Below are 11,549 nucleotides of genomic sequence, written 5' to 3'. Positions count from 1 at the left end.
CGAGTAGTCCTTCATCGCCATCGGCGGTCTTCTCGCTTCCTCCGGACCAAGCAGATCCAGTATCAGCGTGTCCACCACTCAGGGGGAGGCCCCAGCAGCGGGTGCCCCAGCTCAACGCGCCGGTCGGCAGGCCTCCGTCGCGGGTCGGTCAACTCCGGATCGTCCCCGTCCTTGCCCAGGTCGTGGGCGGCGAACAGGATCCGTGCTGTCCAGTCCGCCTTGGCGGCTCAGGAAAGGTCGTTCGGCCTGCGAGGCGGCGGCACGGCACGGAGCAGCTCCCACAGAGGGCGTGAGCCGGACGCCCATGTCCCGAGGGTTCGGCAGTCGACCACGTGGAGCCGCTGTTGTTTGGCGAAGTCCACGGCCGGCGCGGTCACCCAGCCGTTCGTCACGATCACCGCGACCTCGGCGCTGTGGACCTGATGGGCGGTGCCGTTGAGGACCTGCAGGTCCGGCGTGCCCACTGGGGATCCGGGCAGGCCTTTTCTGCCGTGCTTGCACTGAGTGGCCCACAGCCTCCCGTAGGGGTCGGTGGCCTCTACGTCCGCGCCCAGGTCCCCATGACCGCCGTCACGCACGGCGTCCTGGCAGCCGTCACGGCGCATCAGGTCCCGTACGGCTTCCTCGAACCGGGTGTGGTGTAGGGCGTCCAACTCGCGCAGCTCGTACCGCAGGCCCTGCGCACGGACCGCTTCCCACCGCGCCCTTTGCTTGCGCTGGTAGAGCCAGCCGCCGGCCAGCGCAGCGAGCACTCCGACGACGGCCAGGATCCACCAGTGGGTCAGCAGCCAGTTGACGATGGCCACCACCACGGCAGCGGCCACGAGGAGACCCGATCAGCCGGTCATCCGCGCGCTGCCGCCGTCTGACAGGCCTGCGGGCACCTCGGGTAGGGCGTCGCATCGGCTGGCGCCTCTTCGGCTTCGACCTCGTCCTGACCACTTGCTGGACAGCCCGCTTCATGAAAGCGCGGAGACTAGACCAGGAATCCAGCGAATGGGAGGCTGATCGGCAGGAGGATTCCTATGGTGGTGATCAGCATTCCTCTCGCCACCGCCCCCTTGGACCCGACCTTAGTGGCCAGCATGACGACCATGACAAGGTAGGCCAGCACAAAAAGCATGCCGGGAAAGAGCACGCAGAACAGTGCGAACGGCAGGAATATGCCTCCCGATGCGACCGCCATGGACATTTTCCAGGATGTGTTCTCCGCAGCTTTCACGCACAAGCAGGACACTAGCGCGATATAGAGGAGAAAGAAAAAGACATAGACATATATTCCACCATATCCGCCCACGGTGCACACCATTTTCTCTGGAAGTTGGAGGGGGGAGGTTTCTCCCCCCTCCTACGCCCACCACCGCAAGGTGGGGGAAAGTCTCCTTCCCGAGCTTACGAAGGGAGGAGAGCACCTCTACACACTACTGCGTGAGGTTGACGCCGAACTCCTCGATGGGGTCGTCGCAGTGGAAGACCAGAGACGGCTGGTTCCCGGGGCGCACTCGGGCGACGACGGCGACATCGCCATCAACCCATGGCCTCGGCGGGGGAGTCGCCACCACCGATCCGAGCATCCCGCCGGACACGGGTTGCCGCCGCTGCCGCGGTTCTTGGCGTCGCACCGCATATACGCGTTGCCGTTGACCGACTCCATGCCCGGGATGTTGGAGAAGTCCTTCCAGTCGCCTGCGTGGACCCGGTGGTTCGACGGACGGCCGAGGTTGTCGGTCATCTTGTCGTCGACGTACACGTACAGGTCGGGCATGTAGCTCTGGAAGACGAGCCCGTTGGACGGATCGATGTCCTTGTCCTCTTGCAGGTGCATCGGCTTGATACTGCCGTCGGCGCAGAACGCGCCAGCGATGTCGTGCCAGATGGGAGGAGCATTACCGATCAGGCTGCCGAACGTGTTGGTGTCGCCGCTGTTCTTGAAGAACATCGAGTAGACGTCGCCAGCGAAGTTACGCACCGCGTAGTTCGTCTTGAGGCTGGAGTTGATCTCGTCCACCCATGCCTTGACATTGTCGTTGATGTACTTGTGGGCGATCATCGACCGGTAGCCGTGGACGCCGCCGCCGACGGCCCGGAAGTCCACGCACTGCTTCGCGCTGTCCAGGCGGGCGGCCCGGAAGTGCGGGAAGTAGGCCTGACCGGGGGTGTCGCCGTCCGTGTACGGGTGGGCTTCCTGGACGTTGCCGTATTCGAGCGCGTCCTGTGTGGTGTAGTCGATGTCCGGCGCCGTGATCCCGTAGTCCGCCTCGATCGCCTTCATGATCTTGGTGACGAAGTACGGAAGGTGCGCGTTGCCGACACGGGCCTGATAGCTGGAGCCCACACTTCCATCGACTATCTTCCCATCCTCGCCGATGACGAACGTGACCCCCACATCTGACTTGATCTTGTAGCTATTGGGGTCCTGGAACGCCTGCGATGCCGGAAGTGACGTATCGGGCCGCCGGTTTGCCATGCCCATCCACACCGGAACCGACATCGCGGGAGCAGACCCGTCAGCAGTCTGCTTCCACCCGCCGGCCTTGATGTCCTTGTACCACTCCTCCGCCGCGTCCCAGGTCTTCTGCCCCGTACACTCGCCCTCTGCCTGCGGCGTGGTGCAGCGCGCCTCATACGTCAGACCCCTGGTGTCGGCCTGGGAGTTGTCCCAGCGCGGCCCTTGATAGGCAAGCCCCATGGCCCAGTCGTACAGGGCCACCTCCGACTTCAGCGGACTGACGTTGAGCTGTCCTGCCGCCCAGCCAGGGTCGAGTTCCTGGTTCGGGTCGAAGACCGACGCGGCAGTCAGACCGATGCCAGGCCCCATCGACATTCGCTCTCCGTTCTCACCTACGAAGCCACCAGGCTGGTCGGAGCAGGAGAAGAGGGAAGTCGCCGCGCTGCGGGAGAAGGAACGCGACCTCACTGCCGTGATCCTCACACACCCGGTCTGGAGCGAGATCGCCGCAGCCGAGCGGCCCGATGCCCGGTCCCAGCTCAAGCACGCCCTCGAACGCGAGGACGGCGAGGGCCAGGAGGCGGCATAACCGTGGCGGACACGCCGCACGAGCCGCCGCCCATCACTGTGGTCCTTCCCGACGGCCAGAAGTTCTCTAGGGCGCCGCAAGCGTGCGATTCGACTTCACGCAGCTCAGAAGCGGTCAGGGCGACCATAGCGAGCGCAACAGGTGTGGTGCACGGAGGCTGGCGCGAGATTGCCCTGTGTCGCACCCTGGACTGTCGCTTCCTCGGACGAGCATGGTCTTTATGTTTGCTTCCTTGTTGCCAGGGTTCCGGGAAATTCGAACGCCGTTGGCAACTGGCTACATGCACCTTCTATCGTTTTGGCTTATTTTCGGAGGTCGTATTCCAAGTAAGCGCGAAGCACCCGCACCCGTGAAGCAGCTTTACGAGGTTGGCGGCTGGGTCGGGAAGTCGGCGATTCTTGTCGCAGTCACCTTCGCTGCATACCTGGTCGGTAGCATCCTGGAGCTACGGGCCACAAGAGTGACGGACTGGCTATGGAAGAAAGTTGCTGCACATTATTTGCGTAAGGGCACTCTCCATGAGAAGCCTTACTGGGTCCTGGCCGGATCGCAATTGAGTAGGCCGATGGCGGAATCTCTGAAGAATTACGTCATGGAGAAGATGTCTCTGGACGAAGAGGGACGTGACTTCACACCCGCGCAGCTTGAGGAACGTGGCAGTGCACTGCTCGCCTTGCATAGTGAACTGCCGCAGATTCGCACACGTCTATACACGGTCAACAAGGATATGTATGGCGAGTACGATCGCGCGGCAGCGGAGGCAGACTTGAAATCAAACGTCGCACTGGCGGGTATCTTCCTCAGTGTCGTGCTAGCGGTTCGCCTGACTCCTCTATGGGCTTTTATCTGTATCCCCATGGCTCTCCTACTGGTTCGAGGTCTACTCGGTATCCGGCAAGCCAACGATGTATTGGTGCGGGCAATCACCAGCGAGGTAATCCAGTCCTCGAGGTTCGAGACCCGCGCTGCAGAATTTCGCAAGGCCGCCGGTGCACCTGTAAGGAAGGACTGGCGGCAGCGGCTCAGGAATGACACAAAGAGCTGGTTTGGCATCGGTGGAGAGGAGTAGAACTGGCGTGCCAGTTATTTGCTCTGATTCAGTGCTCTGGTCAGCTCACGGTTGGCGGACCGAGCGGCCTCCAGTTCGGCTTCCCGTTCCTCCAGCTTGGAGGCCAGCTCGACGTTCCTCTGCTCCAGCCGAGTGACCGTATGCTGAAGTTCCTCGATGTCGGCCGGGGTGCCCAGCCCTGACTCGCGCCAGGTCTGCTCGCCCATGAGCTCCGACAGGCGCCGTTCCAGGCGCCGGATCTGTGTAATGAGCCGGGTGTTGCGGGCGTGGGAGTTGGCAAGGTCGGCTTGAAGCGATGCCAGGCTGACGGGCGGGCTGGTCGAAGACGGCGATCCGTGCGGCTCGTGTTCGACCGCGTGGATCAGCGCCAGCAGATCGCGGTGGCGGTAGAGGAAGGTGCGGTCGACGCCGGCTTGCCGGGCGATGCCGCTCACGCTGACCGTCGTCCCGTCGGCAACAGCCTTCTGGAGGGCGGTCTTTACCCGCTGATGGCGACGCTCACTGTCGGCGCGGCGGCCGTCAGCCATGGCCGTGCTCATGCGGACTCCACGCTGTCGGCGTCGGACACGGGCGGGCCGATGCGCGGCATGCCGAGCATCGTCGTCCGGCTGCGGCGGACGACGGCGACGGCCTCGCTGATCTGCGCCTGCTCTTCCAGTGTGAGGTCGCCGAGATCGGCCTTGACGCGGTCGATCAGTCGGCGTACCCGGCGGATCTCCTCCTGCGAGGGCATCGCCTCGCTGCGCGCCCAGTGGTCAGCGGCGAAGGCTGACATCAGCCTCTCCCGGCTGCGCAGCCGCCACCTGCTGCGCTCGGTGGCCCTGCTCGACGCCTTCGACATCCCCCTGGCCACCGCGACCGCCGGCCTGCCGCACCAGGCCGCCGCCGCCCGGCTCACCGAACGGCCCTTCGTCCGGCACGATCCGTTCGCCCTGTGGCCCTACCACCTGCACGCCCTGATCCGCTCCACCCTGCGCAGCGCCGACGACAGCACCGACGACCGCTGGACCGACGCCGACTGGAAGCAGGCCGCCGCCCGCGCCCTGGCCGCCCTGGGCGATCAGTGGAGGTCCCACAACGGCCCGGACCGGCGCCTGCTCGTCGCATGCCTGCGCCAGGGACTGGCCCTGGCCCGCGACCACCAGCTCGACCTCGGCTGGCTCACCGACGCCGGCTTCGCCTACACCGACGACTACGTCTGGGAACCCCTCCCTCTCCCGGAGGGCAGCGACACGCACCCCGCCACCGCCGCGGACGCCCTGACCGAACTCCTCAGCACACTCGCCCGCCGTCAGCACGAGCACCGCTCCACGACCGTCGCCCGGCTCACCGGCGTCCTCGACACCGGCCAGCTGCCCCTTGAACTCGCCGACATTGCGATCTACTACCGAGCCAAAGCCCAACGCGACCTCGGCCACAACGACGCCTCCCGCGACGGCATGCGCCACGTCGCCAACAACGGAGGCCGGCTCGCCCCCGACGCCGCCCGCGGACTCGCCCACCTCGCCCGCATGGCCGGCGACTTCCCCGCCGCGCTCGCCACCGCCGAGACTCTCGGCTGGCCCGGGCGCGGCCAACGCGTCCTGGGCGACGTCCACTTCGCCCACGGCGACATGGACCAGGCCGCGGCCGCCTTCACCGCCGCGCGCACCGACGCCGAAGCCCACGGCAATCTTGGCGAGCAGGCCATCGCCCAGGCCAACCTCGCGCTCACCATCGCCTTCACCGATCCCGCCCGGGCCGACGACGAAATCGCCCTCGCCGAACAGCTCCTCGCCGGGCTCGACCAGCGCGCCACCACCCTCACCACCCAGATCGCCGCCCGCGCCCTGCGCGCCGAGATCGACACCGCAGGGATCAGCGCGGCCCGCACGGCTCTCGACCTCGCCCTCGCCTTCCACCACGCCGTACTCGGCCAACACGACGACCTCACCGCCACCATCGAGCGTCTGCGTGAGGCAACCACGAGCGGGGACTTCGCCTACTACGTCCACATCGCAGCCGCCATGGGCGGCCTCCCGCAGCCCGACAGGCCCGCCATTCACTGGCTCGACGACGACCAGACCGTCCGGGAACGCTGGCGCGCCCTGGTCGAGGCACGCCGCACCCGTCTGAGGCAGCCGTAACGCGCCCCTGGCCGACCCGGCCATTACACGATCAGATGCGCGAAGAGGTCCGTGGAACGCAGGGCCAGCAGTGCGCGGTGATGCACGGCGGGCATCGGCGTCACTGCCGACGGCACAGTGGTGCCGGCACGTCACCGGCAGACCGAAAACGGGGCTCGCCGCCGCACTGGGGGGAATGTGCACACTTCTGTAATGTGGTGTCTATGACGGAGACGACGTACTCGATCGTGGAAGCCCGCGCCCGCCTGGGCGCCATCGCGCGCGAGGTCAGTGCCACCCGGGAGCCGGTCGCCATCACCGACCACGGGCAGACCGTCGCCATACTGGTCAGCCCCGCCGACGCCCTGGAGCTGCAGGAGCTGCGGGCCCTGGCCGCCTACCGCGCCCGCCAGGCCCGAGGGGAAGACGACGGTGTCTCGCACCGCGAGGCGTACCGGCGTGTCTTCGGTGGAGATGAGCGTTGAGCTACGAGGTCATCTGGGAGCCCGAGGCCCTCGCCCAGGCGGAGCGGTTCGCCAAGGACGACCCCGACGGGGTCAGGCAGGTGTTCACCGCCGTCGACCGCCTCGCCGACAACCCCCGCCCCGACGGCGCGTTCGGCAGCGCCGACCTGCTGCGCATCCACGTCGCCCGATACCGGGTGATGTACGAGATCAACGACCAGCAGATCCGCGTCAGCGTCATCCACCTCGGACGCGTGCGCTGACAGGGAAACGAAAGACATCAGCCCCGGCCCGTTGTGGGCCGGGGCTGTGTGCTGTCGCGGTGTGCCAAGCCGTTTTCAGCAGTGGCCTTGGCGTTCGGCGCGCTGTGCGATCCGGCGTCGGATGACTTCCCGCTGTCCAAGGTCGAATGCGGGTGCGCTGCCGAGGATGTCGCCGAACTTGCTGATCAGACTGTGTGCGTTGTCCGCGGGTCCGGTCGGCTGTGCGTCACAGGACGGCGGCGGGTCGGCCTTGGCCGCCGTGGGCGGCGGCTCGGTTGGCTGGTCTCGGCGTCCGGTCGCCGCCTGCCACAGGGGGTGGAAGTAGTCGGCGGAGCCGCCCATGGCCTGTACCAGCTGAAACAGCGTCGGCCAGTCGCACGTTGCGGCGCCGTCGAGTATGTCGGCGACCTGGGATGCCTGAAGGCGCCAGCGCGAGGCGATGCAGATCTGCTGGGCAGAGGGCTGTCCGGCCCGTACGTGCAGGGTCCGCAGGGCGGCCATGAGTCGCTGGACGGCCTGTGCCTGGGTACTGATGCCGTCCAGCGCGTCGATCTCATGCTGGTCGGCAGCCGGCTGCCGGGGCTGGCGGCGGCGCAGTTGCTCTGTCTCCCACACCTTGCGCAGCACGACCGGGTCCGCGCCACAGGCCCGCGCGAACCTCTCGGTGATCTTCCAGGACGGGACCCGGTGGCCGCTGAGCATGCGGCTGAGGTACGAGGCGGAGCAGCGGGACTGATGGGCCAGTTCGTGCAGCGGGAGTTCTGAGGCACGGGCGAGCATGGACAGCACGGGGGCCAGGCGGTTGTAGGCCGCGCCGGCGGCCTCGGCTTCGTCGGGGATCTCCTCGCCCATACCGGCAGGCCCCCCGGCCACGTGCCGGGCTGGTTCCTCGTACAGGGCCCGCAGTGAGGCCGGTACGGACGGCAGGTGTCCCACCTGTTTCAGCCGGCGCACGATGTAGTCGTCGGTGTACCGGTGCCGTGCGGTGTCCTCGCTGACGCTCAGCGCCAGGCCGATACGGGCCCAGGTCACTTGCCGCAACCGGGCCCGCCCGACCAGGCCCGCGGTCAGGCAGTCCAGCCGGGCACGCATCTGCCGCACCTGTTCCAGGACCTGCTCGGTGTCATCGGGCTCCAGCTGCCGCAGCAGCACCCGGGCGTCGTCCTGGAGGTCGCGGATGACTTCCCCGAGGATCTCGTCCAGGCGGCCGGGCGTAGTGCGGGGCGGCAGGGCAGCGTTCGGCGACGCCGGCACCGGTGCGCGAGCCGGGCACGGCTGGAGGGCTCCCGGCGGCATCAGAGCACCGGCCTGGCGGCGAGATGCCCGGTGCGCCGCCCTCCGGCATCCGGCGGAGCAGTACTTCTGAGGACGTCCGACCCTGGGGCCGGGCAATACGAAAGGGGCGCGGCAGAAAGCGCAGCGGTCCACGGAGGTTCTTCCTTTGGTCAAGGAGGCGTTCGCTACTTTCGTGACCCCGACCGGCCGTTAATGCCCGGCTGTTTCGTCGCCGGATCCGGACCAGCCCGGGGTTTCGTCACCATGTGGGAACACGCATTCGGCGGCCGGGGTGCGCTTCGAGGCACCCCGGCCGCCACGCGGCTAACCGTGCCGCTTACGCCGCCTGTTGCTGCTCAACACGGCCGTAACCGCCGCAGCCAGCACGCTGCCCAGCACCTGCGCAGCCACATCGGCCTGCACCCGCGCGCCGAGCGGGACGCCGGCGATGAGCACAATGGCCAGGGCAGGAACCGCCAGGAACGCAACGAACCTTGCCTTTCCCGCAGAGGCAACAACGGCGCGAATTTCGTCGCCACTGTTAGCCTGCCTTCCAGGCGCCTGACGGGCAGCTGCAGGTTTGGCGCCACGGCGCCGAGGGGATCGAGACATCGCTTCTCCTTGGAGTTGTTGTTAGGGAACGCGCGCAGGCCCTCGGATGTGGTTTGGCGACCGTGTGAGGACCTGCGCGCGCCTGAGCGTGACCCTAGCGACACGCTGTGCGAAATACGAATGCCTTCAATATCCCGCAAAACGACCTTCGCGCAGGTCGCTGGGGCCACAACCTTGCGTTCCGTCGCCAATCGCCCGGAACATTTGCCGACGCAAGCCAACCTCCGGCGTCCGAGGCAACCACGTGGTAAAGAAGACCAGTTGGCGCCGTGAGCAGGCAGACCCCGGCCGACCAGCCCAGCAGCGCCGCCAAATTACGCGGGCGTCGCCCCAGTACGTCCGTCCTTGGAGCGGCCGGAAGGAGCCGCCGGCGGTCAGAAGCCGGGTCGCCCGGGCCGCGCAGGGGACAGCGGGCCTACAGGGTTTCGGCCCTCAGAACCCATCTTTGAACCTCTGATGATCTCCTTCTGCCGACTGGGCACCTCACTTGGCGGCTTAGCGTTCGAGCTGGCGGACGAGCGCCCTTTTCAGGCCACGGAAGGCGTCACCTGTTGGTTGGTCGCCCCTCTGTAGCTGAGGGCGTCAAGCTGACCGACGGGACCCGGATAGAGGGAAGGTCTGCAGCCTCCCGAGAGGCCGTCAGGGGGAGCGCAGCCTGCTTACCTGTCAAGGGTCAAGCACTGACCGTAAATGATCTATTGCGCACCGTAGTGGACGTGAAGGATGTGTACGTCCATCAATCCCATGTCTGATCTGGGATTTTCCGGATTCAACATTCAGGAGTGCGTGTGTCGTCGGACGGGTTTACGGGGTCGCGGAGCGGGCGGGTGGAGCGGCTGCGGGCGCAGTTGCAGGGCGGCGCTCTTCCAGCGCGTTCCGTGGGGCGGGCACAGCCGTCGCGGGCGTCTCGGGTGTTGTTCGGGGCGATGCTGCATGGCGCGGCGCGGCTGGAGGCGGGCCTGGAGCTGACCGATCTGGAGTCGCGGTTGGTGGGGGCGCTGGAGGAGGCGCTGTCGGAGGACGAGGTCCGGGAGTTCGGGCGGGTGTACCGGGAGGAGGCGTCGGTGGCGAACTCGGGCCGGCTCTTCCCCGACAGTCTGGTCGCTCGTCCGGTCAGCGAGGGCTACGCGACGGAGGATCTGGCCAAGGACCTGGAGGTGTTGGGGGAGGAGACCGTCGCGCAGGACAACGTGCGGGTGATCGACCTCGACGATCCCGCCTTCCGCCGCCCAGGCGGTGGTGTGGAGCCGGAGGGCTTTGTCAGGGCACTGAGCGAGCACGGGTACGGGGCGACCGTCGTGACCGCCTCCCAGACCCGGGCGACCACGTCCGGTAGGCCGCTGCCAGTCCGGCTCAAGCCGACCAAGTTCTACTGCGAGAGGGAATCCACCGAGCTCACTCCGGACGACGAGATCTACTGGTGCCTCAGCGCCGGGGCCGACAACGGCAGCAAGCAGTCTTCGCGCACCCGCACCTACGAGAACGTCGACAAGGGCGAGACCCACCGCATCGACAAGGGCACCGTTCTGTTCGATGGCGAGGTCAGGCAGTTCCTCCTGTGCAACATCATCTGCTGGGAGGAGGACCACGGGAACACGTCAGACCTGGCGAACCTGGTCCGGAGCATCGCGCGCATGCTCGCCGAGGCCGCGCAGGTTCTCGAAGACGCGGATGGGCTCCTGCCGCACTTCGTGAAGGTGGCCGCGGGGGCCTCCTCGCTCATCGCGGATTTCATCGCCATGGCCAACGACGACCTGGTCAAGGAACAGACATTCCTCTTCGACCGGGCGGCCCTGGAGCGGTGGGCCACCCTGCCCTACCGCGAGCAGATGTTCCCCTTCGTCGGGGGCAGACACCCCGAAGGATGGGGCTACGAGGGCGAATACTGGCTGTACATCCACTCCGAGCCCGTCGAGTCGATCACCACCGGGCCCAAGCCGATCTCCGCAGGCTGGCGCGGCCTGCAGGGGACCACTTACACCGGGTACATCGACGCAGCCTGTTCGCTGCCCGGTGCCCCCCAACTCCTCTACATGTTCGCCAGGGACAAGTTCGTCCTCTACAACGAACGGGACGAGGCCATCCTGCGCGACGGCAAGATCGCCGACTGGCCTGGCCTTGCCGGGACGGACTTCGCGCGCGGCATCGACACCGCATGCCGAGTCCCTTGGAGCCCCACCGATCTCTATCTCTTCCGAGGCGACACCTACCTCCGCTACCGCTTCGCCTGGGGCATCCAGCCGCAGGGCATCGAAGGCGGCCCGTCGAAGCTGGCAGCCGGCTGGACCAGCCTCCACGGAACCGACTTCGCACGCGGTATCGATACCGCGTGCGAAGTCCCCGGCAGCTCCACCGATGTCTACCTCTTCCGCGGCACCCGCTACCTGCGGTACAACGCCGAGAAAGAGAAGATCACCAATGGGCCTATGGAGATCGCGTCCGGCTGGCCCGGCCTGGCCAACACCGCGTACACGACGGGCGTTGACGAGGGCCTCCCCGTCCCCGGGTCCCTCAACGAGGTCTGGCTCTTCAAGGGAGACCGGTACGTCCGCTATTCCATCTGACCTCCCGCCAGCGGCATGGTCCGGGCCTTCGTCGAGAGGCCCGGACCATGTCCGAGGAACAGTGAGCTTGTTCTTTTTCTTCTGGCCTCGAACGGTGTCCCGAACGAGGTCACTCACCTGGGCATTCGCCGGACATGAGGGTGGCCTTCGTCTGATCCT

General features: G+C 66.9%; 11 protein-coding genes and 1 pseudogene. 6 read left to right on the top strand and 6 right to left on the bottom strand.

Annotation, left to right across the window (positions count from 1 at the left end; all coding sequences use genetic code 11):
* Window positions 1-227 precede the first annotated feature (227 nt).
* The 3 genes and pseudogenes from ACWC0C_RS47355 to ACWC0C_RS47345 form a co-directional block, all read right to left on the bottom strand.
* A pseudogene (locus ACWC0C_RS47355) lies at window positions 228-903 on the bottom strand (restriction endonuclease).
* A 73-nt stretch (window positions 904-976) separates the two neighbouring features.
* Window positions 977-1,297 (bottom strand): hypothetical protein, encoded by a 321-nt coding sequence (locus tag ACWC0C_RS47350; RefSeq protein WP_450871346.1) that lies wholly within the window; start codon window positions 1,295-1,297, stop codon window positions 977-979.
* Window positions 1,298-1,414: 117 nt separating this feature from the next.
* Window positions 1,415-2,818, bottom strand: a complete 1,404-nt coding sequence (locus ACWC0C_RS47345) for a hypothetical protein (protein WP_450871344.1) — start codon at window positions 2,816-2,818, stop codon at window positions 1,415-1,417.
* Between ACWC0C_RS47345 and ACWC0C_RS47340 the strand changes: the two genes are divergently transcribed.
* Both ACWC0C_RS47340 and ACWC0C_RS47335 read left to right on the top strand, forming a co-directional pair.
* A complete protein-coding gene (locus ACWC0C_RS47340) occupies window positions 2,805-3,038 on the top strand; it encodes a nucleic acid-binding protein (RefSeq protein WP_450871343.1) in 234 nt (77 codons plus the stop codon). The genes ACWC0C_RS47345 and ACWC0C_RS47340 overlap by 14 nt on opposite strands.
* 349 nt (window positions 3,039-3,387) lie before the next feature.
* A complete protein-coding gene (locus ACWC0C_RS47335) occupies window positions 3,388-4,107 on the top strand; it encodes a hypothetical protein (protein WP_450871341.1) in 720 nt (239 codons plus the stop codon).
* Between the two features lie 14 nt (window positions 4,108-4,121).
* On the opposite strand, the gene ACWC0C_RS47330 is transcribed toward ACWC0C_RS47335, so the two are convergent.
* Window positions 4,122-4,646: a DUF6262 family protein gene (locus ACWC0C_RS47330; RefSeq protein WP_450871339.1), complete on the bottom strand. Its 525-nt coding sequence runs from the start codon at window positions 4,644-4,646 to the stop codon at window positions 4,122-4,124.
* Window positions 4,643-4,882, bottom strand: a complete 240-nt coding sequence (locus ACWC0C_RS47325) for a hypothetical protein (RefSeq protein ID WP_450871337.1) — start codon at window positions 4,880-4,882, stop codon at window positions 4,643-4,645. Before ACWC0C_RS47325 ends, ACWC0C_RS47330 begins: the two co-directional genes overlap by 4 nt.
* A gap of 40 nt (window positions 4,883-4,922) precedes the next feature.
* Here ACWC0C_RS47325 and ACWC0C_RS47320 point away from each other — a divergent pair, with 40 nt between their 5' ends.
* The 3 genes from ACWC0C_RS47320 to ACWC0C_RS47310 all read left to right on the top strand — a co-directional run bounded on the left by ACWC0C_RS47320 (window position 4,923) and on the right by ACWC0C_RS47310 (window position 6,939).
* On the top strand, window positions 4,923-6,233 hold the full coding sequence (locus ACWC0C_RS47320; RefSeq protein WP_450871336.1) for a hypothetical protein: 1,311 nt from the start codon (window positions 4,923-4,925) through the stop codon (window positions 6,231-6,233).
* A gap of 203 nt (window positions 6,234-6,436) precedes the next feature.
* The gene (locus ACWC0C_RS47315; RefSeq protein ID WP_450871335.1) at window positions 6,437-6,697 is read left to right on the top strand and encodes a type II toxin-antitoxin system Phd/YefM family antitoxin; all 261 of its coding nucleotides are present in this window, start codon (window positions 6,437-6,439) and stop codon (window positions 6,695-6,697) included.
* Window positions 6,694-6,939 (top strand): type II toxin-antitoxin system RelE family toxin, encoded by a 246-nt coding sequence (locus ACWC0C_RS47310; protein ID WP_450871334.1) that lies wholly within the window; start codon window positions 6,694-6,696, stop codon window positions 6,937-6,939. Before ACWC0C_RS47315 ends, ACWC0C_RS47310 begins: the two co-directional genes overlap by 4 nt.
* A gap of 75 nt (window positions 6,940-7,014) precedes the next feature.
* On the opposite strand, the gene ACWC0C_RS47305 is transcribed toward ACWC0C_RS47310, so the two are convergent.
* The gene (locus ACWC0C_RS47305; RefSeq protein ID WP_450871333.1) at window positions 7,015-8,235 is read right to left on the bottom strand and encodes a helix-turn-helix domain-containing protein; all 1,221 of its coding nucleotides are present in this window, start codon (window positions 8,233-8,235) and stop codon (window positions 7,015-7,017) included.
* 1,517 nt (window positions 8,236-9,752) lie between these two features.
* Between ACWC0C_RS47305 and ACWC0C_RS47300 the strand changes: the two genes are divergently transcribed.
* Window positions 9,753-11,390: a hypothetical protein gene (locus tag ACWC0C_RS47300; RefSeq protein ID WP_450871332.1), complete on the top strand. Its 1,638-nt coding sequence runs from the start codon at window positions 9,753-9,755 to the stop codon at window positions 11,388-11,390.
* Window positions 11,391-11,549 lie beyond the last annotated feature (159 nt).

The organism is Streptomyces sp. NPDC001709 (genome assembly GCF_053596375.1).
Note: the sequence above shows the minus strand (reverse complement) of the source record. Positions and strands in the feature narration are given on the sequence as shown.